At 53.6% G+C, this 21,691-nt stretch carries 18 protein-coding genes and 1 pseudogene; 4 read left to right on the top strand and 15 right to left on the bottom strand.

All coding sequences use genetic code 11. The features are described 5' to 3' along the window. Positions 1–291: 291 nt before the first annotated feature. Genes AC0YN4_RS21730 through AC0YN4_RS21740 form a run of 3 tightly spaced genes read right to left on the bottom strand, consistent with a single transcriptional unit; the run spans position 292 to position 5,487 of the window. Positions 292–2,943 (bottom strand): transglutaminase-like domain-containing protein, encoded by a 2,652-nt coding sequence (locus AC0YN4_RS21730; protein ID WP_475836770.1) that lies wholly within the window; start codon positions 2,941–2,943, stop codon positions 292–294. Then, complete coding sequence (locus AC0YN4_RS21735; RefSeq protein WP_475836771.1) at positions 2,921–4,444, bottom strand: DUF58 domain-containing protein; 1,524 nt, start codon at positions 4,442–4,444, stop codon at positions 2,921–2,923. The genes AC0YN4_RS21730 and AC0YN4_RS21735 overlap by 23 nt, the downstream gene beginning before the upstream one ends. Next, on the bottom strand, positions 4,441–5,487 hold the full coding sequence (locus AC0YN4_RS21740) for an AAA family ATPase (protein WP_475836772.1): 1,047 nt from the start codon (positions 5,485–5,487) through the stop codon (positions 4,441–4,443). Before AC0YN4_RS21740 ends, AC0YN4_RS21735 begins: the two co-directional genes overlap by 4 nt. Before the next feature lie 180 nt (positions 5,488–5,667). On the opposite strand from AC0YN4_RS21740, the gene AC0YN4_RS21745 reads away from it, so the two are divergent. Beyond that, positions 5,668–6,228 carry a GNAT family N-acetyltransferase gene (locus tag AC0YN4_RS21745; RefSeq protein WP_475836773.1) on the top strand — a complete coding sequence of 187 codons (561 nt, stop codon included), beginning with the start codon at positions 5,668–5,670 and terminating at the stop codon, positions 6,226–6,228. A 265-nt stretch (positions 6,229–6,493) separates the two neighbouring features. Here AC0YN4_RS21745 and bcp read toward each other — a convergent pair whose 3' ends face one another. The 4 genes from bcp to AC0YN4_RS21765 are packed head-to-tail and all read right to left on the bottom strand — an operon-like array spanning position 6,494 to position 9,702. Continuing rightward, complete coding sequence (gene bcp, locus AC0YN4_RS21750; RefSeq protein ID WP_475836774.1) at positions 6,494–6,976, bottom strand: thioredoxin-dependent thiol peroxidase; 483 nt, start codon at positions 6,974–6,976, stop codon at positions 6,494–6,496. 20 nt (positions 6,977–6,996) lie between these two features. Then, positions 6,997–7,788: an ABC transporter permease gene (locus tag AC0YN4_RS21755; RefSeq protein WP_475782572.1), complete on the bottom strand. Its 792-nt coding sequence runs from the start codon at positions 7,786–7,788 to the stop codon at positions 6,997–6,999. Between the two features lie 4 nt (positions 7,789–7,792). Next, positions 7,793–8,587, bottom strand: coding sequence for an ABC transporter permease (locus AC0YN4_RS21760; protein WP_091224106.1), 795 nt, complete (start codon positions 8,585–8,587; stop codon positions 7,793–7,795). Then, positions 8,584–9,702: an ABC transporter ATP-binding protein gene (locus AC0YN4_RS21765; RefSeq protein WP_475836775.1), complete on the bottom strand. Its 1,119-nt coding sequence runs from the start codon at positions 9,700–9,702 to the stop codon at positions 8,584–8,586. The genes AC0YN4_RS21760 and AC0YN4_RS21765 overlap by 4 nt, the downstream gene beginning before the upstream one ends. A 260-nt stretch (positions 9,703–9,962) precedes the next feature. On the opposite strand from AC0YN4_RS21765, the gene AC0YN4_RS21770 reads away from it, so the two are divergent. Further along, positions 9,963–11,039, top strand: coding sequence for an LCP family protein (locus AC0YN4_RS21770; RefSeq protein WP_475782574.1), 1,077 nt, complete (start codon positions 9,963–9,965; stop codon positions 11,037–11,039). Positions 11,040–11,205: 166 nt separating this feature from the next. Then, positions 11,206–12,522, top strand: coding sequence for a glutamate-1-semialdehyde 2,1-aminomutase (locus tag AC0YN4_RS21775; RefSeq protein ID WP_475836776.1), 1,317 nt, complete (start codon positions 11,206–11,208; stop codon positions 12,520–12,522). Between the two features lie 300 nt (positions 12,523–12,822). Here AC0YN4_RS21775 and AC0YN4_RS21780 read toward each other — a convergent pair whose 3' ends face one another. From AC0YN4_RS21780 to AC0YN4_RS21790, 3 genes are all read right to left on the bottom strand, one after another. Next, positions 12,823–13,518, bottom strand: coding sequence for a DUF5808 domain-containing protein (locus AC0YN4_RS21780; protein ID WP_475836777.1), 696 nt, complete (start codon positions 13,516–13,518; stop codon positions 12,823–12,825). Beyond that, complete coding sequence (locus tag AC0YN4_RS21785) at positions 13,515–13,925, bottom strand: GntR family transcriptional regulator (RefSeq protein ID WP_475782577.1); 411 nt, start codon at positions 13,923–13,925, stop codon at positions 13,515–13,517. Before AC0YN4_RS21785 ends, AC0YN4_RS21780 begins: the two co-directional genes overlap by 4 nt. Positions 13,926–14,024: 99 nt before the next feature. Beyond that, positions 14,025–14,867: an inositol monophosphatase family protein gene (locus tag AC0YN4_RS21790; RefSeq protein WP_475836778.1), complete on the bottom strand. Its 843-nt coding sequence runs from the start codon at positions 14,865–14,867 to the stop codon at positions 14,025–14,027. A gap of 190 nt (positions 14,868–15,057) precedes the next feature. On the opposite strand from AC0YN4_RS21790, the pseudogene AC0YN4_RS21795 reads away from it, so the two are divergent. After that, a pseudogene (locus tag AC0YN4_RS21795) lies at positions 15,058–15,192 on the top strand (anti-repressor SinI family protein); the annotation flags it as partial. 1,058 nt (positions 15,193–16,250) lie between these two features. On the opposite strand, the gene fabI reads toward AC0YN4_RS21795, so the two are convergent. From fabI to AC0YN4_RS21820, 5 genes are all read right to left on the bottom strand, one after another. Continuing rightward, a complete protein-coding gene (gene fabI / locus AC0YN4_RS21800) occupies positions 16,251–17,021 on the bottom strand; it encodes an enoyl-ACP reductase FabI (protein WP_090978824.1) in 771 nt (256 codons plus the stop codon). A 144-nt stretch (positions 17,022–17,165) separates the two neighbouring features. After that, positions 17,166–18,167 carry a UV DNA damage repair endonuclease UvsE gene (uvsE, locus tag AC0YN4_RS21805; RefSeq protein WP_475836779.1) on the bottom strand — a complete coding sequence of 334 codons (1,002 nt, stop codon included), beginning with the start codon at positions 18,165–18,167 and terminating at the stop codon, positions 17,166–17,168. Beyond that, positions 18,164–18,481 carry a hypothetical protein gene (locus AC0YN4_RS21810; protein ID WP_475782587.1) on the bottom strand — a complete coding sequence of 106 codons (318 nt, stop codon included), beginning with the start codon at positions 18,479–18,481 and terminating at the stop codon, positions 18,164–18,166. The genes uvsE and AC0YN4_RS21810 overlap by 4 nt, the downstream gene beginning before the upstream one ends. A gap of 477 nt (positions 18,482–18,958) precedes the next feature. Next, on the bottom strand, positions 18,959–20,155 hold the full coding sequence (locus AC0YN4_RS21815; protein WP_475782588.1) for a D-alanine--D-alanine ligase: 1,197 nt from the start codon (positions 20,153–20,155) through the stop codon (positions 18,959–18,961). A gap of 70 nt (positions 20,156–20,225) precedes the next feature. Beyond that, positions 20,226–21,428 carry an amidase domain-containing protein gene (locus tag AC0YN4_RS21820; protein ID WP_475782589.1) on the bottom strand — a complete coding sequence of 401 codons (1,203 nt, stop codon included), beginning with the start codon at positions 21,426–21,428 and terminating at the stop codon, positions 20,226–20,228. Positions 21,429–21,691: the final 263 nt, after the last annotated feature.

Here is a 21,691-nt window from a genome sequence, read left to right on the forward strand (position 1 = left end):
TGAATCAGAATGTTGCGCAATCTGCAACATTTCCGAGGTAAACAGCCTGAATTGAGTTAAATGTTGCATTATTTGCAGCATTTTCAGCTCATTATGCCGTTTGGCAGTCTTATCTCCTATCAATGTTGCAGTTTGAGCAACAAATTACTGTTCGAAGCAGCGGGAAGAGTGATTTCCTGCATATTCTGCAACATTTTCTCGCGGGAATCAGCATATCGCGTCCCTTGTGAAAGTATAAATAAAAGGCTGTTTCAACCGTCGCATTTCGCGGACGTTTTGAAACAGCCTTTTTTAGGTTTGGCGCGCTTGTAAGCCCGCGACCAATACGGTCATTTGCTGAAGCGTTGGCTGATTGTGCCAATGCGCGTCATAGCGCGCCGCTTCATCCCAGCGCACGAATTCAGCGACCAGCTTCGCGGTTTCCGGCGGCAGGCCCGGCAGCGCCTCCGCCGCGAATTCGCGCGCGGTGCGGTGCAGCGGCTTCGCACCGCACCTGCTATATAGCTCGCGCCAGCAGGCATCCGCGAGCTGGAGGAAGTGCCCGCGGGCCGCGGTATGACGGCCCGCTTGAAGCGCGCTGCCATAGCGGCGCAGCGCGCTTCCGAACGCGAAGCGTTCGCTCTTGCGCCGCCGCGCGGCCGCCAGGGCGAGCCCGGCTGCGCCGACGGCGCTCGCGGCTAGCGCGGCCATGGCCCACGGCTTCGCCGCCATGGCGCCTTGCGCCGCTTGCGCGAGGGCATGCGCCCCGCGCTGCGCGGCATCGGCGGCATGCTGCGCCGCCGCCTGCAGCTGCGCTGCCAAGCGCCCCGCCAGCGCGCCGGCGGCGGTGCTTGCGGCTTCGCCGCCCGCCGCAGCCCCGGCTGCGCCATCGGCGCCTGCGGCAGCGCCTTGCTGCGCCCCATTGCCTGCTCCGGCAGGCAACAGGGCTTCGCCGGCGGCACCGCTGCCCGGTGCCGCAAAACCCGGCGTCGGCTCAAACGGCAGCCAGCCGACGCCCGGGAAAAACACCTCCACCCAAGCGTGCGCATCACTTGCACGCACGGTGTACAGTCCCGCTGCGCCGCCGGCTTTATTCTCGACAGCCTCGCCCGGCGCAAACCCCTTCACGTAACGCGCAGGAATCCCTTGCGTCCGCAGCATAACCGTCATCGCCGACGCAAAATGCACACAGTACCCTTGCTGCTGGCGGAACAAAAAATCATCGACAAAGTCGGTTCCCTCAGCCGGAACCGACGACTGCAGCGAGTACGCATAGCGGCTGCGCAAATACGCCGCAATGGCCTCCACTTGATCGTAGCGGCTCGCAGGATTCCCGGCATCCGCGACAATCTGCGAAGCCAGCTCCCCGACCCGCGCAGGCAGTTCCTTAGGCAACTGCGTATAAGCATCCTCAAGCGCAACCGTCTCAACAAAAGCGCGCCCGCCCGCCGATGCAACACTCGAACTCGTCATTGTCCCCGTACCTGTCTCCGTCCCTGCCCCTGTCCCTGTCCCTGTCCCTGTACCTGTCTCCGACTCTGCTTCCGTCCCATCCCCAGCTCCACCAACCACCGGCTCCACGTTCGCCGACAGCTTCCTCAGCTCATCCAGTGCCAGCTCCGGCAGCTCCGCGGCCACCGTATAGCTGACCACCCGATCGTTTTCGTCAATCGGATAGAGCGCTCCTGTCGCCGAATCGCGCCTATAACCGGCCGTTTCGCCGTCCAGCATCCGGATAGCGGTAATCCTCGCCTCCGCACCGCCTGCCAGCAGCGGCCAGCCGGCTGTCGGATGCACGGCCGTTATCGTTTGCACCAACAGACGCGCGTCTTCCTCCGCTTCGTAGGTGGATACATTCAGCGTGAGCCAATCATGAACATTTTGCACCCAGCCTTTGCCGGTATAGTCGGATTTGCTTTCGGCGCGCAAGTAGGTCGCTTCTTTCGAAGCAACGGTGAATAAGACCGCATGGTTTTGCGTTAACGAACTCCCCAGCACCTGATCGTCGATCCCATAGCCGGTCATGCCCGAGTCACCGAATCCCGCAGCAGCCATCGCTTCCTCCGCAGTAGTAACTTGATCGTGACGCCCCGCTCCTCCATTCTGATGCTCAAGCAGCTTCTGCTGTCCCCAATCTACAGCTTCCGCAGCCCATGGGGCCGGCTCGTTCGGCGTTTGTCTGGCTAAGCTCCATACAGCTCCAATGCCTATTGCCAGTATGAGAACGACCATCCACGCCGACCCGTTCCACCAAGGGAGCGACCAGCCTGCCATCTGCTTGTTACCATCATCCCTCGTGCGGACGAACAGATTGAATCCGATTAATCTCTCCATACGAGGCACCGTGACCAGCGCACCGAGCAGCAGCCCTTCCGCCAGCGCACGCATCAGATTCGGAAACACCTGCAGACCAAGGAACCCATAAAGCATCAGCAAATACACGACCGTCAGCGCGGCAAGCCCCAGCCCCCACTGCCTAAGCCACACTAAGGACTGCAGTGCCAGCGCCATCATCCCAAGTCCGCTGACAAGCAGCATCGTTCGCATTTCTCCGCTCAGCACTATTTTTCCATGAAGCAATTGGCTCAGATCATGCGTAAACGCATGCACCAACCCCACCAGCGCATCCTGCACCGAAGGATACTGCCCCTGAAAGAGAATAAGGACCGTCCCAATCGTAATCACGCTATTGAGCACAATGGATAACCATGTCGGAGGGACAAACAGGCCGACAACGAGAAACAAACCGACAGTCGCGAGCAGCGGCTCCACCTGATACAGTTCCGTATATTCCTTCAGCTGTACAAGCGGGAGAAGCCATTCCACGATCAGCCCAAACAGCAGCAAGCTCGTTACGAGCCGGCGCGATCCCATTTGAAAAAAATCCAGCCCCGTCCGCTCTCGCTGCCGCTTCGATAGCTGCGCACCACTGCCGCCGCTGTTAGCTGCTTGCTGTGCTGACATCCATGACGCCTCCTTCCCCGTTCGCAGTCATACTCAATTCCGCCATTACCGGCACTTGTTTCCGGTAGGACAGCGGTACAGGCAAAGCCTTCACGCTGCAGTCCGTGCCTTGAAGCCGTGCTCGCCAGTTCACTTCCGCCGGAGCCGCCTCGGTCTCTGCAAAAGATAACAGCAGTACCAGCTTCACGCCTCGCACACCTGCGAGTTTAGCGCCGTAGAACACATTTTCCGAGGCGCTTGATTCCCTCGCTACAGCACCGGCACCTTTCGTACCCGCAGTCAGACAAATCAGCGCCGAGCCGCGTGGCATTCCCGCCACTACATCAGAGAGACACTGCGACAGCGGCTTCCGAGGGGAAGTTTTCCACTGTAAGCGAGCAAGCTTCTCCTCCGCAGCTAACTGAGTACTTCTCTCTCCCGCGCGCACGACAAGCTCTAGTTCCTCCGTGGTTAGCAAAACAACGCTTTTGCCTTCCCTCACCGCCTGCCTCATCACAAGGACAGCACGCCCGACATGGGCATCGAAGAGCCTCGTGTCACCGCCATAGGCGGCTTTCGACGTATCCAGCAGCACGATGAGCTGGCCCGCCTCTTCCGCATTGCTGATTCGCGTCTGCATCCCAAGCCCCCTGGCCATCGCGCGCCAATCTACTCGCCTAGGCGAATCGCCGGGGATATAGCTTCGCACGTCCGGACCCGCTCCGCCTCGGCTTGCACGCGCAGCCGCCGTTATCATCTGGCCGCCGAGCGACGCGATAGGCTGACGTTCACTGCTCTTGGCACTTGGCCGGAAACCCGGCAAATCCGCAAAAGCTTCCCCAGCCGGCACCATCGCATGAACAAGCAGACTGCCTGGACAGGCCACTTCAAATTTACGAACGGTCAAGCCCAGCATATCCCCAGCAGATACTTGCAGCGGGCTATAGTTGGACTCACCACGCCGCAAGCCGCGAACCGAATAATGAATATGGAATACACGCTTAAAACCAGGCAGAAAAGCACCCTGCACCTGCAGACTCTTCCCGGACTGCGCGGTAGCAGGAACGATGGCTTCGCTGATTCCCAGCCACATGAAAGGCACGGGTCTGCTAAGCCGAAGCGTTAGCTTGACCTGCATTTCTCCGCCGTCAACCAGCCTTTCGGCTTCCGCTATCGACCGCTCAACAGTAATTTTCCCTACCGCCATATACGGCAAAATAATGCAGCAAAACGCCACCGCCGCCGTAACCGTAGCAAGCAGCCACTCCACTGCGCCCCCTCGCGCATGCAGCGCCGCCATGCTGGCACCAAGCAGCAGAATCAACACTGCGCGCGCCACAAAGCGACTGCGCAGCCTCGACCCTTCGCCCCACACTTCAGGCGCCGCCTTCGCAAGCCCCGCCTCTCTTTGCCCCTGCCCCGCCAATCCTGCCTCTCCTCGTCCCTTCGAACTTTGCCCCTGCCCCGCAAGCCCGCTCCCTTGCACTGTCTCCCCCGGCCCCGATTGCTCTGCCCGTTTCATCGCCGACGACCGCCATCGCCGGACGGAATCGGAATCGGCTGCGCAGACATAATAGCCCCAAGCACTGCGGCGGCTGTTTTCCCGCGCACCAGCGCTTCGTCGCGCACGAGCAGTCGATGCGCCAGCACATGCTCCGCCGTTTGCTTCAAATCATCCGGCACCACAAAACGCCGCCCTCCGATATACGCGGTTGCCTGAGCTGCTCGCACCCAGTCCAGCGTTGCCCGCGGACTTGCGCCAAGCAGCAGATCCTGCGAGGTCCGGGTCGCATTGACAATGTGAACCGCATAAGCCATCAGCGCCGGATGCACATGGACGGACAGTGCATCCCGCTGCATCCGCAGCCATTCCTCCGGTATGATGACCGGACGCAGTGATTCCGGATGCAGGCGCTGCGCTGTTTTTCCCTCCAGCATTGCAATCTCATCCTCCGCTGCCGGGTAGCCGATCGACAGCCGCATCATAAACCGGTCAAGCTGCGCTTCAGGCAGTGGATACGTGCCGTCGTCACGCAGCGGATTTTGCGTCGCGAGCAGCATAAAAGGCTGCGGCAGCAGTCTCGTCTCCCCATCTGCCGACACGCTCCGCTCTTCCATCGCTTCAAGCAGCGCGGACTGCGTACGCGGGGGCGTCCGGTTAATTTCGTCCGCAAGCACGACATTGGCCATCAGCGGCCCCTGCCGGAATACGAGCTCGCCTCGTTTGCCATCCCAAATCATCCCGCCTACCACATCGGCAGGCTGCATATCTGAAGTAAACTGAATGCGGCGGAACTCGCCTCCCATTACGCGGGCTATGGCCCGTACGAGCAGTGTTTTGCCGACTCCCGGTACATCCTCAAGCAGCACATGCCCACCTGCAAGCAATGCGCTGAACACCTGCGTGACAACTTCTTTCTTGCCAAGCAGCACGCTATTCACTCTAGCCATCATGAGCTGCAGCGATTGCTGCGCTGCCTCCGACCATGCATCCTGCTGGATTTTACCCTCATGCTCCGCCACTCTGCTGCCATAAGGCTGCTCCGACATTTGTTTGGGTATCATTTGAGCTTCATCTCCTACTCTTTCAACCTATGAATTCCTCTAGTTGATAGTTTCGCCAGACTGCGCTCTCTTTACACCTTCCTCTCAGACACGTTTCTATTTACATGAATCAGGGCAGGCTGTAGGATAATTTTTACAGACGTGACGCTTCCCGTAAGATGATGTAATGGAGGGTTTGCCATGGATCCCATAATGATTGATTTCCCCAATGAATTTACTACGGTGCGCTTGTTCATTCGCATGCCTTTGCCCGGAGACGGCAAGGCCGTTCTGGAAGCTGTGAATGCCTCGATTAACGAGCTAAAGCCATGGATGAAATGGGCACAAGAGGAGCATTCGGAGTATGACGCTGAACGAGGAATTCGCGAGGCTCATGTGAAGTTTTTGCAGCGGGAAAATCTTCGCCTGCATGTGTTCCTACGAGATTGTGGAACGTTCATCGCATCGGCTAGCTTGCATGGCTTGGACTGGGATGTGCGCAAGTTCGAAATCGGTTATTGGATCGATAGTCGCTACAGCGGGCAGGGTTATATGATCGAAGCTGTTGAGGGGATCTGCAGCTTTGCCTTCGAGCAGCTGCAAGCCCGTCGATTGGAGATACGCTGTGATACGCTCAACACCAGGAGCATGCTGATTCCGCAGCGCCTCGGCTTTGAGCTGGAAGGGATTATGCGCAACGAGGACCTCTCCGCCGATGGCAGCGAGTGGCGGGACACGTGTATATTTGCAAAGATCAGATAAACCAGTAAAAGCTCAACCAGGCGATGCATTTACAACGATATTACGTGCCGAACCGTAGCAGCCTTAGTCAGATTCATCCCTACCGATATGCTAACGAACCGTACGGGCCTTATTGGGCCGGATTTCTCCCCTTCGAAAAGCTAACGAACCATTCGGTTCGTCAGCTCCGACTAGTGGCTATGTGCCAACATCCCGACATACAACAAGGGGTTGTCCAGCAAGCCAATCGGCTTCCGGACAACCCCCTCCTGCAACCCTACCTCACCTACAGCGCCTGCGCGGCTTCGAGCACCTCTTGCACATGCCCCTTCACGCGCAAATTGCGCCATTCCCGCACAAGCTTGCCTTTCTCATTGACGAGGAAGGTCGAGCGAACGAGTCCCATATACTCTCTGCCGTACAGCTTCTTCATCTGCCACACGCCATACAGCTCGCACACGCGATGCTCCGGGTCAGCCAGCAGCTCGTATGGCAGCTCGTATTTCTCCGCAAACCGTTCATGTGTCGCCACATCGTCGATGCTGATTCCAAGCACAACCGTATTACTATCGCCGAAGGCTGCATACGAATCCCGATAATCGCATGACTCCTGCGTACAAGCCGGCGTCATATCCTTCGGATAGAAGAACAAGACAACCTTCTTGCCCGCAAATTGACTTAAGCTGACCTCACGGCCCCCCAAGGCAGGCAGCGTAAAGTCGGGTGCTTTTTTCCCTACAAATGCTTTTGCTTTAATCGCTCTGGCCATCGAACCTTCTCCCCCACTACTTAAGATCCCGCACCCCGGTAGCGCTTCACGCCATGATTCCAGATCGTCAGGCCAATCGCGAATGCGACAATTCCCACAACCGGCGTAAGGAGCGCAAGCGACGATAATCCTTCATGATCCTTCTCTAGGAAATAAGAAGCCGGGATGACGCCGACGAATGCAAAAGGCAGCAGCCACGTCAGCAGGAATCGAATGATTTTGTTATAAATGTTAACCGGATAACGGCCATAGTTCGAAATGTTGTACATCAGCGGCAGTATACCCGTTGGCGCATCCGAATAGAATGAGATGGCCGTCAGCGATGTGAATATTCCTGCGTAGATCATCACCGACCCGATCGTAAACACAGCAAGCATGAGAATATCGGTAAACGAAAACGCGAGCCCCAAATCTCCCCAGCCAAGCACCATAATTATAAGGCCGACAAGCGAACCGAACAAGGACGCCGGATCGAGATTCTCGAGCAGCACCTGATATAGATTATAGGCTGGCCGCGTCAGTATACGGTCCATTTCCCCTTTGACAATATACCGTTCGCTGAAGTTCCAGATGTTGAAGACGGCACCGAAGATGCCGGCAGGCACCATGAAATAACCATAGACGAAAATCACTTCCGCCTCCGACCAGCCTCCAAGCGAAGGCGTATGTTGAAACACAATCAGGATAAAGATCAAATTGACACCTTGGAACAACAGGTCAGATAAGAGCTCGATCCAGAAGTCCATCCGGTAGGTTAGCTTTGTTTTGGCATAGTTCTTGATATATTCCACTGCGAGCGACCAATAAAACATGTCCTCAACCTCCCTGCACGAACAATCGGGACCGCGCCTGACGCCACACCCATGCGATGGGAATGATCAATACAACGAACCAGATCAATTGAATTCCGAATACTCGCAGCACATCATCGCCTGCCGTACGGCCGGTGAAGACGGAGCTTGGCAGGTAGGTGATCGCTTGGAAAGGCAGCCATTTCATCGTGACTGCAAGCCACCCCGGGAAGAAGGAAATCGGCACGATAACGCCGGAGAACAAGTCAACGACTACGCGCTTCATCCGCAGCATCCCCTCGTTATTCTCAACGAAGAAGGCAAACAAACCCACGAGCATATTGATTTGGGTATTGATTAAGAAACTGAACAGCAGCATGACCACATAGATGCCCCATACACCGGGATCCGTCGGCAGCTTCACGGGGAAGATGAGACAAACAATCGCAAGTCCCGGCCCCATGAACAGCAATAAGCGGAACAGCCCTTCACCAAAGCCCTGCATCAGCTTCACGAACAAATAGTTATAGGGTCGGATGAATTGAACCGCCACGCTGCCGTCACGGATTTCGTTTGCGATTTCACGATCAAGGTTATTGAAGTAGAAAGCCCTTGCCATCCAGGAAACCGCTACGTAGGTTGTCATTTGGGCCAGCGTGAAGCCGGCTAGCACCTTCTGTTCGCCGAAGATCGCTTCCCACAAGAAATAGTAAGCGCCAATATTGATGGTGTAGATGACGATACCGCTGTAGTAATTGACGCGATAGGCCAGCATCATGAGAAACCGAATTCGGATGAGATCTAGGTAGGCGCTGTTCATGATTGCGGCTCCTTCTCCCTATCCGAGGCAGCAGCAACCGGCACTTTGCCAGCCTCGTTGACGGCTTCAGCCGTTACCGAGCTTTGGCTCAGCTTCTCCGTCGCTTCCGTGGAAGCGGAGCCGGATTGATAAATCTCACGAACGATATCGTCCGTGTTCGTTTCCGTGATCTTAATATCGCGGATATCCGCCCTACTGCCAACTACGCGGGAAAGGGCATCCGACACATTGACTTCATGCGGCAGCCACATGGTTGCTGTCAGCTCGTTGTCGATCGTCCAGTGTACGCCTTCCAAACCTTCCGTCAGCTGCTTCAGCACATCATGCGGCGGCAGCTCGCCGAATTGGAATTGCAGCTCGCGCCCTTTGCTCCATCTCGACTTCAGCTCATCCAAGCTGCCGTCATAAATAATCCGGCCATCGTCAAGCATAATAACGCGTGAGCACAAGGCTTCAATATCTTGCAGGTCGTGAGTGGTAAGCAGAATGGTCGTGCCGTGCTCGCGGTTGATTTTTTTGAGAAACTCCCGAATTTCCGTTTTCACGACAATATCAAGTCCGATCGTAGGCTCATCGAGGAACACAATGGATGGGTTGTGCAGCAGCGAAGCAACAAGCTCACAGCGCATTCGTTGACCGAGGCTCAGCTTCCGTACAGGTCGGTTCAGCAGTTCGCCAAGGTGCAGCCGCTCCACGAGTTCATCAAGCCGCGCGCGGAATTCCGCTTCCGGTACACGGTACACTTTGCGAAGCAGCTGGAACGACTCGATGACGCCGATATCCCACCAGAGCTGACTGCGCTGACCGAAAACAACGCCGATTTCTCGCACAAACTTCTCCCGTTCCTTGTATGGAACGTAGCCGTTTACTTGCAGATGGCCGGATGTCGGCACAAGAATGCCTGTCAGCATCTTGATCGTCGTTGATTTGCCCGCCCCGTTCTCACCTATGTAACCGCAAATCTCCCCTTGGGGAATTTGAAAGGTGATGTCTTTGACAGCCGTTATATCGTTGAACTCCCGTTTAAACAGATCCTTCAGCGCACCGCCGAGCCCTTCACGGTTCTTCTGAACCTGGAACTGTTTTCGCAAATCCCTTACATCTATTGCCAGCATAGGATGCTAAGCTCCTCTCTTCTTCACCTTCGACATTTCCTGGGAAATATCTGGCTTTTTCGATTCTATCAGATAAAACTTGCTTCTCTACGACAAACCATTTTATAATTTTATGATATGTAATGCTATAGTGAATTTATCGGCACCGGACAATCAACCCTAAATTATAGCTATTCACTAGGACTCATTACCCCTGCTCCGCGTCGGCCTCGGATTCTCCATCCGTACACGGACCTATTACAAGGAGGAACAGATCTTTAATGTCACGCTCCCAGAAAAATAAGAAGAAGAAGCCCTGGAAATGGGCACTGTTTGGCGGACTGGTCGCAGTAGCTTTGGTGGTCGGATATTTCGTTTATCAAGGTGTCGGCGTCTACAACGGACTCGATGGCTTCAGCAAGCCTAAGGAAGAGTCCCGCTTCGGTCAATTTGAAGAGGTTGCCGAGGAGAAGCCTCCCGAATGGGAAGGCACTGAACGCGTCAACATTCTCATTATGGGCGGCGACAACCGCGGCTTGAAAAAAAGCGAAACTGCACGTTCCGACTCCATGATGGTCGTTTCGGTCGATCCGGTGACGAAGAAAGCGCATCTGTTCTCCGTGCTGCGTGATACGTATGTGGACATTGAAGGTCATGAAGATGGCCGGATTAATACGGCACTGGCGCTTGGCGGTCCTAACTTAGCCATGAAGACCATCGGCGGCTTGCTAGGTCTGGATATTCAATATTATGTGTATACGGACTTCGAAGGATTCAAATCTCTGATCGATGCGATCGGCGGCATTCAGAACTTCGAGGTTGAGAAGAATATGAACTACGTCGATAATGCCGACGGCAACCGGTATGACATTCATCTGAAGAAAGGCATTCAGGATCTGGATGGTACGACAGCGTTGCAATATGTTCGTTTCCGACACGATGCCATGAGTGATTTCACTCGTACAGAACGTCAACGCAAGCTGCTGAACGCGGTTGCGGATAAGATGAAGAACGGTTGGAACCTGCTCAAGATGAAGAAGATCGTGGACAGCATTCAGCCTTATGTAGAATCCAACATTGAAGTTTCCGACATGATCAAGCTCGCACAGCTTGGCGTTCAAACTCACATTGCGGGTCAAGCCCAAGTGCCTCCTATGGAGCTCATCGGCGACAAGAAAGTCGGCGGCGCGTCCGTGCTGTCCGTACGTGATGATAGCGAGCTGCTTCAGTTCGTACAAGACGAGCTGACGAAGGATACAGCGGCAACTCCGCCGGCAGTTGCGGGCAGCGGTAACGCGACCGAAAGCAATGGAACAAACGGCAGCTCGAACGGAAATACGGCAAACGGAAGCAAATAATGCTTTATGCAGGGAGGGTGAATGGACCGGTGGCGGTCTGTTCACCTTCTCTTTGGTTGTACTGCTGCAGATTCTGGGGTTACAATAAGATATTGTGTAGGTGGTACAAGCAGTATCCGTATCAGCTATCGTTCACGTACTCGTAAACCATTTAGGAGGTTTCACCATGTCCATTCAACGACCGCGCTCGGAACAGCTTTATGCCGAAGCGCTTGAGCATATTGTCGGCGGCGTCAACAGTCCATCCCGCTCGTTTAAAGCGGTAGGCGGCGGTGCGCCTGTCTTCATGAAACGCGCGCAAGGCGCGCATTTCTGGGATGTCGACGACAATCGTTATATCGATTATTTGTGTGCCTACGGTCCGATTATTACCGGTCATGCACATCCGCATATCACGGAGGCAATCACTACTGCGGCCACTAACGGCACGCTCTACGGAACGCCGACAGAGCTGGAGATCCGACTGGCTCGCATGCTGAAGGATGCCATCCCTTCCATGGATAAAGTGAGATTCGTCAACTCCGGTACAGAGGCCGTTATGACGACCATCCGCGTCGCACGTGCTTACACCAAACGGAGCAAAATCATCAAATTCGCCGGCTGCTATCATGGCCATTCTGACCTGGTGCTCGTAGCAGCGGGCTCCGGTCCTTCGACGCTCGGTATTCCAGACAGCGCCGGTGTACCGACAAGCATTGCCAGCGAAGTCATCACGGTGCCGTTCAATGATCTTGACGGACTACGCGTCGCGCTGGATACTTTCGGTAATGAGGTCGCAGCCGTTATGGTCGAGCCGATTGTCGGCAACTTCGGCATGGTGATGCCGAAGCCGGGTTTCCTTGAGGGGTTGTGCCAGATGACCCGTGATGCCGGTGCGCTTGTCATCTATGACGAAGTCATCAGCGCCTTCCGCTTCCACTACGGCAGTGCGCAAACCTACAGCGCATTCCCGGATCATGCAGCTATTGAGCCTGACCTAACGGCGCTTGGCAAAATCATCGGCGGGGGACTGCCGATCGGCGCCTACGGCGGCCGCAAGCATGTGATGGAGCAGGTCGCTCCGCTAGGACCTGCTTATCAGGCGGGTACGATGGCCGGCAATCCCGCGTCCATCTCCGCCGGGATCGCCTGCTTGGAAGTGCTGCAGCAGCCGGGCGCCTATGAGCGCATGGATGCGCAGGCAGCTGAGCTTGCCGCTGCGCTGCAAGTGTCGGCCGAGAAGCATGGCATCGCGCTTACGATAAACCGTATTCGCGGCTCGTTCTCCGCTCATTTTTGCGATCATCCCGTTACGAATTACGATGAAGCGCAGGATACGGACGGCGAGAAGTTCGCTGAATTCTTCCGCCTCATGCTCGATCAAGGCATCTGCCTCGCACCGTCCAAGTATGAAGCGTGGTTCCTGACTACCGCCCATACGAGCGAAGATATTGCAGCGACGATCGCTGCGGCTGAGCAAGCTTTTGCCGCGATGGCGAAGTAAATGAATAAGGCTGAATAGGAGTGGGACTCCTGTTCAGCCTTATTTTTGTAGTAGTGGTGATTTAGTTACCCGCAAATTCTAACGAACCGTACGGGCCTTATTTGGTCAATGAGCAGTGTTTTGAAATTCTAACGAACCCCACAGGCGCTATTCGGCCAACACTCGAGTATTTCAGCGAATATTGACTCAATAAGGCCCCTGTGGTTCGTGGAACCTTTTTCTCTCAAATAAGGCCTCCACGGTTCGTTAGAATAGCGAAGGTTGGCTTTCAGTTGCTGGCGCGGGGCAGCCATGACCCCACTACTCCATCAGCGCAATCACGCCGGCTATGAGAAACGGAATCGCGAACAACGTCGCGATAACCAGCCACCCCATCGGCCTCCCGAAATTCAATGTCCAACCAACGCCATATTTCTTAGGCACAAATATGGACGGATCCTGAGGATTATAATAAATACCGCCTGCCATCCAGCGCCCCTCTTCACCCAGATCACCTTCCACGTGCTGCGTTAGTCGCAACCTCCGGATATACATGATCAGAAAAGCCAAGCCGCCAATAATGAGCACAAACAAAGCTATGGTGCCAATGAGAAGAAGCGGCCTCGACCAGCCGTACAATGTAGTTGCTTGTACATAACTGAAATACAAGACGAGCAAGAGCGATAACCCATATAGAAAAACGCTGTTCGCATACCGAAAGTGAAAGCTTTTCTCATTCGTCATCTCTGTCCCTGCTTGCTGCGTGGCATGCTTAACAACGTAGTCAGCCCCCATCATGATGGCGAGTAGAAACAGCTGCACGACGTTAAACATGAACACCGGACCGAAACCCTTCGCAGCGTAGCGATCGGGTTGAAAAGTAATATTGTAGTGCACAGCTAGCTTATTGGGAATCTGATCCCACAGCAACACTGCGGATATGGCCGATACCGCAATTAGTGCCAGTTGCAGCAAATACCAGCCGGGCGCAACCGACTGTTTGTGATTCGTCTTCATTCCAGTGAATCTCCCATCCTCGTCAAATCACTTCGATAAATGTTCAGGCAAGCTTTGCTGAATTCAGCTTCTGTCATCCCTCTGGCCCGACCTTCCGCCGCCAATGCGCGCAGCTGCTTCGAAAGCCGATCCTTGTAGCCGTCCGTTACGCGCGGCATTTCGCCAAGTGCAGGTATGAGTACGCCTAATTTGCCATCATAACGCTCTTGCAGAAACCCTTCCGATAACAGCGTATGATAGGCTTTATGAACAATCGTTGATTTTATCCTCAGATCCGAAGCAAGCCGCCTTGCCGAAGGCAAGGTTTTGCCAGGCTTCAGTGCTCCGGAGGCAATGCCCGCTATAATTTGATGCGCAATTTGCTCCTGAAGCGGCACGTCTCCGTGCACATCGAGCTCGATAAACATCCTGCCCGCCTCCCCTCATGAAAGCTTCTTACGCTATCATATGCAAAAGAACGCCTCTTCTCCCGTCATACTTGACGGTTGCAGAGACGTTCTCTTCACTTAGCTGCCTGATTCCGCTTGCTGGAGCGCTTGCACAAACTCGTCATGAATATGTCCGTTCGAAGCGGCCACATGGCGTACGCCTAAATCATATGGACTGCCTTTTACATCGGTTACCCGTCCGCCGGATTCTGTAATCAGCAGCGTGCCTGCCGCTAGATCCCATGAATTCAGACCGTATTCCCAGAAGCCGCTAAGCCGTCCGGATGCAACATAAGCCATATGCAGCGCAGCCGATCCGCCGGAACGAATATTACGAACTTGCGGTACCAGCGCTTGAAGCCCCTTCATATTGAGTGGAAGCGCATACTCTTGATCCGCCGGGAAGCCTGTCGCGATTAAGCTCTCACGCAGTGTGTCCTCCGCAGAAACACCCATACGGCGACCGCGCACATAAGCGCCTTTGCCCTTCTCGGCTACGAACAATTCGTCTCGTATCGGATCATACACCACGCCGACGATAATTTCTCCCTTATGCGCAAGCGCAATCGATACCGAGAAGAACGGGAAGCTATGTACGAAGTTCGTCGTCCCGTCCAGTGGATCTACGATCCATAGATACTCAGCATCTCTAACACTTTGCAGTGCCTTGGTCGATGCTTCCGGTCCCGGCTGTACGCCTTCCTCACCCAGAAAAGAATGCTGAGGGAAATGCGTCATAATTAGATTGCGAATCATTGCCTCCGCGCCTTTGTCCACTTCCGTGACTAAGTCTTGCGCGGAATATTTAAGCGAAAGGCTTGTATGGTTACCAAGCTTCGTCTTTATCCATTCTCCGGCTTTCGCTGCACAATTAATCGCAACAGCGGTAAAGCTCTTCCCTCCGATAACCTGTTCACTCATGGTTAAACCACGCTACTTTCCTATGAGTTCATAAATGTTTATGTACAATACGTTTTACGCTGGGCAAAGTTTCGGCTAAACCCACGACAATCCTTTCAAAAGCTTACCATTTTCCAGTAGCCTGCACAAATGCAAAAAAACTGACTGTCACGTCAGCTTTCGACGTAGCCAGCCAGTTTTTCTGTGTCCGGAGCAGCAATTAGACCCAGATTGGCAACTACTCCTTAAAGAAGCCATGGCTTCAGGGATCAGCAAGAGCCAATTCAAAGAGTTTCTAGAGTTTCAGAAATTCCATTTCTTTGGCTTCCTCTTTTGCAGGATATAACATAACCAATTGAACCCTCCAGCATGTCATTTGTTTTAACGACGACAAGAAACCTTAGGTCTAATTACCTAACTCCAGAACTTTCTTCTAACAACATGATACAAGTTGTATACAAAAAAAGGCTGTCGAATGGTGCTTTTTGCGATAAAAATTTATCTTCTCCTATAAATCCGCATTTTCGCTACTTATTCACCGAGTACACAAAACTTAGCATGTCGAAAAAACTCGACTAACAGGGATTAAATGTTAATTATTCCCTCTTATTCCACACTAAGTTTAAAATTCGTTGAAAACTCTTAGTATCGAAACCCACAAAAAAAAGACGACCCCGGCTTAGAAGCCACAAACTCGACTTCTCACCGATAATCGCCCCTCTATTCATCCTGCTGACTTAACCCCGACAAACAGATAGCTTTCATGTATTCGGTTCTGCCAAAAACATGTTCAATCCTCTATAGAAACAAAAACACCTCGTAATGCCACCAAAGGGCAACACGAGGCATTGACGTTTTATTCAAATCAGCCATTTGCCTGTGTCTTAGAATCGATCCTACTATTGCATTTCTCCATACACTGCTTCACTTTCTCAATGGTCTCACCTTGAACTTGGGCTTGAAGCAATATGACGATCCAATCCATTTCTCTAGCTTCATCTTTTGCAGCGTATAACATAACCGTTCGACCCTCCAGCATGTCATTTATATTCACTACGGCAAGGAAGGTAGGTCTAATTGCCCAATATCCAAACCTTCTTCCTATCACAATAATACAAATTTCACACAAAAAAGGCTGTCGAACTATGTTTTGCGCAAAAATATTTTATAATGCCCTATAAAACCTCATATTTACCGCATTTCCATGGGAAAAACGTGACTTTCTATGTCGGTAAAGCGCGAAAATCAGGAATAATATGTTAATAATTACCTCCTGTCCCACACTTAGTTATCACTCCCTGAAATACATTTTGTATCGCAATCCACACAAAAAAGACGACCCTGGAGTAGAAGCCTACTTGCTCGGCTTCACTCAAGAATCGCCTATATCCTCACGAGCCTACGTTATACTCCGACAATATTGTATCCATTATCCACATAAATGATCTCGCCTGTAATCCCGCGCGACAGATGACTGAGCAGGAACATCGCCGTATCGCCGACTTCCGCAGCTTCGGTCGTTTTGCGAAGCGGGGATTTCTCTTCCACTTGGCGCAGGATCGAGTTGAAATCCTTGATGCCTTTGGCAGCCAGTGTCCGGATCGGACCCGCCGACACAGCATTAACGCGAATATTATGCGGTCCCAGATCTGCAGCGAGATAGCGAACCGAAGCTTCCAAAGCCGCCTTCGCCACGCCCATGACATTGTAATTGCGAAGCGCACGCTCGGCACCGAGGTACGTCATCGTCATGATGCTGCCGCCTTCTGTCATCAGCGGATAGACGCGCTGCGCAACAGCTGCAAGCGAGTAAGCGCTAATATCGTGCGCCAGAGCGAAGCCGGCACGCGAAGTGTCGACGAACATGCCGTCAAGCTCTTCTGTCTTCGCAAATGCGATACTGTGAACAAGTCCGTGCAGCACGCCGAACGATTCTTTCAACTGAACCGCAAGCGACTCGATTTCTTCATCCACCGTGACATTGCACTGGAGGAATAAGGAGCCCGGAATCGTCTCCGCCAGCTTGCGTACCCGTTCCTCTACGCGCTCATTCTCGTATGTAAAAGCTAGGCGAGCCCCCTGTGCAGCAAGCGACTGGGCAATCGCCCAGGCAATACTGCGGTCATTCGCCACACCCATAACAAGCACATTTTTCCCTGCTAATAATCCATTCATCGTTTCACAATCCTCTCGAGAATATTTGTGAGCCCATGATGATTGACCAGGGTGTGATTGCACCTTAGGAATCCCCAGAAATGATAGCGCTTCCTTAACCAAAAATAACCTAAGGGACTGAAAAGATCAAGCTTTTCCTGTCCCTTAGGTTATCTCAATACTTCCTCCGTTGATGACGCGAATGCCGGCCCCTTCAGCTTCCAGCTGGCGCATATCTGCCATGAGCTGCAGCAATGCCGCATCTTTCTGCTTGGCTTCAATCATGACGTCCAGCTGATCGACCGAGCCCGCCGTTTCCCGCAGAAACCGCAGCAACGGACCTACGTCGACATTGTCGGCATGGCCGCGCGGATCGCGCTCGCTCTTCGGGCTGGATACATGCAGCTTCGGCGGCAGTACCAAAGGCTGTCCGTCCGGCCCCGTCCATGTCCGCAGAATGCGCGGCCATAGCTCGCCGTACAGCGTACTGACCGTTTCGCCCCCGTCATTAACCGCATGATGATGGATATCCAGCACCATCGGCGTCCCAACCGCTTCCGCTGCGCCGAGCGTTTCGCGCACAGTGAACGTCTTGTCGTCATTCTCAAGTGTGATCCGATTGCGAATTCGGTTATCCAACTGACCGAACTGCTGCACGAAACGCTCAGCAGACGCAGGCTTGTCCCCATACGCACCGCCGACATGGATGTTGCACTTGGCTGACTCATCAAGCCCCATATGCTCCAGCATCCGGACATGGTACTCCAGATCCTCCTTGGACTTCGCCAGCACCTCTGGCCTTGGCGTACTGAATACGCAGAAGTGGTCAGGATGAAACGAAAGCCGCATCCCCTTCTCCTTCGCATACTGCCCAATCTCGGCAAAAGCTTGCTCCAGCGGCGGATACGGATCCCAATCCTTCAGCGCATCATGGGTAGCAAGCGGAATAATCTTGGAGGTCATCCGATAAACAAACACGTCATGACCCACGCAGTGCCGCATTAAGCGAAGCGTTGTGCGGAGATTATCCTCCGCAATCCGCTCCAGTCTGCGAAGTGCAGCCTCACGATCATCCAGCTTGGAAAATGTCGCATACGTCATCGTCCTCGAGGGCGAAGCATTCTCCAACAATACGCTCATGGCAACGAAGCCGAAGCGAACGATCATGCCTGATCCCCGAAGAACATTTCATAAGCCAGCGCCGTCTGCACGCGCGCTTCTTCCTCCGTCAGCTTACGAACAAGGTCCATTTCCACTTCGGTTACTTCCTCGCCTTGAAAATTAATTTCTGCAATAGAAACGCGGATTTTCACGATTGCAATCGCCTCGTTCTCCGGCGTGTAAGCAATCACCTTCTGACCGGTAGGGTATACCCGGAAGCCGCTCTTTACCATTTTGCCGCGGCCGTATTCCAGCAGCTCGTACAGCTCTTGCTTGGATTTGAATTTGCATACGGAGTTAAACTCGGTTTGGAATCCCATGAACAAACCTCCAGTAATCGTTAGTAATAGGTATGTAAACTTTTCCAAAAACCTTAATGCTGCGCACCCCCTCTCGGACACAGCATGTCCGACGACGGCCGTCTAGTTGGATCGCACGCGGAGGAAATGTTGCACTATATGCAACACTTTTGCGCATTTAGCTAACTAGGCTTGGAAATTTTGCATCAATTGCAACATTTTTTCTGAGAAATGCGCTTCTAGCCTCAAATGTCCGCAACATGTTGCACTTTATGCAACATTTACCCTTTATCAGCTAAAAACGAGCTAAAATGTTGCACAATATGCAACATTCCCGCCGCGGGGGCCGCCATGCGAACCGGCCGCACGCTGGGAGCCGCGCCCCCCGCGCGAACCGGCGACGCGCGAACCGCCGCCGCGCCAAAGCGGCGCACAGCACGCCGGCCGATACGCGGCCTCGCTCGCTCGAACCTACAAAAAAACGGGGAAAACCAGCCCTTAAGCCGGCGTTCCTCCGCTATAATCGATCAGCTGCTTTTCTGCGTGACGCTCGATCGCAAGCGCGATCAATGTATCGAGAAGTTCCGTATACGGAACGCCGCTTTCCTTCCACATCAGTGGATACATGCTGTACGGCGTGAAGCCGGGCATCGTATTCACTTCATTGATGAACAGCTGGCCATCTTCCTTGCGCATGAAGAAGTCGACACGCGACAAACCGGAGCCGTCAATCGCAAGGAACGCGCGAAGCGCCATTTCTCGAACGGAATCCGAGACTTCTGCCGGGATGTTGGCCGGAATATGCATCATCGATTTGCCATCGATGTATTTCGCCTTATAGTCGTAGAACTCGCTCGAAGATGTAATTTCGCCGACAACAGAAGTACGCGGCTCATCGTTGCCAAGCACGCTTACTTCGATTTCACGCGCGTCCACGAACTCCTCGACGATGACTTTACGGTCAAATCGAAGCGCATAATCCACAGCCGCGATGAGCTCTTCACGGTTGCGCGCTTTGGAGATCCCAACGCTCGAGCCAAGGTTCGCCGGTTTCACGAAGCAAGGATAGCCAAGTGCGGTTTCAATTTCCATGATATAAAAGTCGTCCGAATCCTTCTGCCACTGCGTGCGGTTGAAGTAGCGGAACACGCACTGGGGTAAGCCTTCTTGCGCGAAAACTTTCTTCATCGTGATTTTGTCCATGCCGACTGCCGAAGCCAGAACGCCTGCCCCAACATACGGGATGTTCGCCATCTCGAATAAGCCTTGAATCGTGCCGTCTTCACCGAATGTACCGTGCAGCAGCGGGAATACGACGTCAATTTGACCATCATCAGCCGCTTCGACCGCATCCACCTGTTGACCCACGGAAGAGATCGTCACAGCTCCGGGTACCGAAGAGATGTCAATAGACGCATCTTGAAGCTCCGACAATTGTCCTCCGAATACCGGCATTAACGCTCCGGTACCGATAATCGCATCGCTGCCGGCCAGCCGCAGCTGCTCCAGACCGCTTGGCGCAGCCAGCAGCGTATCCCCTGCGCGCCACTCGCCGTCTTTACCAATATAGAAAGGTTTAATTTCGTATTTGCTGTAATCAAAAGCTTTCATGACCGCAAGAGCGGTTTGTAGAGAGACCTCGTGCTCGCCTGAGCGTCCTCCGTAAACAAGTCCTACGCGCACTTTCTCCCCCATGATTCATCCTCCGGTTATGTTAAAATTCCCATACGTATGGGTTGTCATACTCACCTGGGTTAATGCGCAGCTAAAACTCATCCGCAATATGAAAAAAACGGTATTTCGTCTGCTCCGTCCATGCATAGGAATCCTGATAATCCCAATAACGATGACGGCTTGCAACCGTGTTGGCATTCACAAGCGGCATGCCCGCTGCATCGAATGCAGTGACAACCGTACTGTGCTGGAAGCGATTATCGCCGCTCCAGTCATACGTGATTACATCGCCAAGGGCAAGCTGATCGGCGGAATCGACAACAGTCGCTCGCAACGCCGAGCTGTTAGAAGACGACAACAAAGTCTTCAGTGCATTGGATACAGCCCAGCTGTAGCTCCAATTTTCTCGGCCGCCGCTGAAGCCGCGGTACCACCAGCCGGAATCCCTTTTACCAGTATAGTTCATCGGTGCGCTGCCTGCAAAGAGACATTGGGACACGTAATTCGTGCAATTCACCTCAAAATTCTCGTACCCGGGATTAGCTTCGTTCCACCAACGATCCGCATAAGCAGCCGCCAAATCCCTCCTATATCTGACACCTGCACGAGTATGTTTGAAAAACGGCAAAACATCATAATTTATATAGGGTATGGATTGCTGCTGACTGCCGGAAGAAGCTTCCCTCTCCTGCATCAGCTCGGCGGCAAGGATGGCATCGGACGAGCTGTAGCGCGGCCGCCGCTCCGAGACAATCGGCTCGATTCGGGAGATGAAGTAATCATCTTCCTCGGCGCTCAGCCACAGCCGTTCGCGATCACAGCGTTCCTCCTGATACGTGCGTCCATTATGATCCATGGTTCGTTTGATGCGCAGCTCAATAAGCACCACCACTTCCGATCGCGAGCTGGACTCGCTGATTCGGATAAGCTCGGCGCTCGTCTCGCTGCGCGAAGGAAGAACGCCGCGAAGCAGCTCCTGCTCACGCAGACGGTCCAGCCGCTGTGTAAACCGGTGCAAGTGGTCCTCATCTCGGATGATCTCTTCGAACGGCGGCGCATAGCGATCGATTTCGGCTTGATTGTACAGCTTTACGTAGCGATGGACAGCAGCTTTCCAGCCTTGAAGCTGTGTCTGCTGCGAGGACGTTGGCGACTCCGACTTAGGCTCGCGGCTGCGGCTCGGCTTGCCGCTGCTTCCCGGTTCCGCTCCCAGTAGAGTCGCCCGGCTCTGCACCGTACTTTTTTTCGGTGCTGAAGGTTTATTGGTTCCGACCCATATTCGCGTTCGCGGCACGCTGGTTCCCCTCCTTGTTTCTGGCATAAGGACAGCACGGAACCGAACACCAGTTGGGTGTATAAGCGACTCGTGCGTGACAATAGCCGTATTTTTCCTTGGACCGATAAAGTTGGTTCATTATATGTGCAGGCGGGCGAATTCATGTAAAAACGGGCGAAACATCTTCCCCGGAAGGTGATATTTGCACTTTCTAAATCGAATAAAAAACGCTATACTTAGGGTATCAAATGTTTTTTGAAATTGTGTTTCACACAGTGAAA

This window comes from Paenibacillus sp. J22R3, from assembly GCF_056269305.1.

Excerpts from the sequence above, each read along its gene's own strand:
- AC0YN4_RS21775 (WP_475836776.1), top strand. The coding sequence starts at position 11,206 with ATGTCCATTCAACGACCGCGCTCGGAACAGCTTTATGCCGAAGCGCTT.
- AC0YN4_RS21730 (WP_475836770.1), bottom strand. The coding sequence starts at position 2,943 with ATGTCAGCACAGCAAGCAGCTAACAGCGGCGGCAGTGGTGCGCAGCTA.
- uvsE (WP_475836779.1), bottom strand. The coding sequence starts at position 18,167 with ATGATCGTTCGCTTCGGCTTCGTTGCCATGAGCGTATTGTTGGAGAAT.
- AC0YN4_RS21785 (WP_475782577.1), bottom strand. The coding sequence starts at position 13,925 with ATGTTTATCGAGCTCGATGTGCACGGAGACGTGCCGCTTCAGGAGCAA.
- AC0YN4_RS21760 (WP_091224106.1), bottom strand. The coding sequence starts at position 8,587 with ATGAACAGCGCCTACCTAGATCTCATCCGAATTCGGTTTCTCATGATG.
- AC0YN4_RS21755 (WP_475782572.1), bottom strand. The coding sequence starts at position 7,788 with ATGTTTTATTGGTCGCTCGCAGTGGAATATATCAAGAACTATGCCAAA.
- bcp (WP_475836774.1), bottom strand. The coding sequence starts at position 6,976 with ATGGCCAGAGCGATTAAAGCAAAAGCATTTGTAGGGAAAAAAGCACCC.
- AC0YN4_RS21790 (WP_475836778.1), bottom strand. The coding sequence starts at position 14,867 with ATGAGTGAACAGGTTATCGGAGGGAAGAGCTTTACCGCTGTTGCGATT.
- AC0YN4_RS21765 (WP_475836775.1), bottom strand. The coding sequence starts at position 9,702 with ATGCTGGCAATAGATGTAAGGGATTTGCGAAAACAGTTCCAGGTTCAG.
- AC0YN4_RS21745 (WP_475836773.1), top strand. The coding sequence starts at position 5,668 with ATGGATCCCATAATGATTGATTTCCCCAATGAATTTACTACGGTGCGC.
- AC0YN4_RS21810 (WP_475782587.1), bottom strand. The coding sequence starts at position 18,481 with ATGGGATTCCAAACCGAGTTTAACTCCGTATGCAAATTCAAATCCAAG.
- AC0YN4_RS21770 (WP_475782574.1), top strand. The coding sequence starts at position 9,963 with ATGTCACGCTCCCAGAAAAATAAGAAGAAGAAGCCCTGGAAATGGGCA.
- AC0YN4_RS21815 (WP_475782588.1), bottom strand. The coding sequence starts at position 20,155 with ATGGGGGAGAAAGTGCGCGTAGGACTTGTTTACGGAGGACGCTCAGGC.
- AC0YN4_RS21735 (WP_475836771.1), bottom strand. The coding sequence starts at position 4,444 with ATGAAACGGGCAGAGCAATCGGGGCCGGGGGAGACAGTGCAAGGGAGC.
- AC0YN4_RS21780 (WP_475836777.1), bottom strand. The coding sequence starts at position 13,518 with ATGAAGACGAATCACAAACAGTCGGTTGCGCCCGGCTGGTATTTGCTG.
- AC0YN4_RS21740 (WP_475836772.1), bottom strand. The coding sequence starts at position 5,487 with ATGATACCCAAACAAATGTCGGAGCAGCCTTATGGCAGCAGAGTGGCG.
- fabI (WP_090978824.1), bottom strand. The coding sequence starts at position 17,021 with ATGAATGGATTATTAGCAGGGAAAAATGTGCTTGTTATGGGTGTGGCG.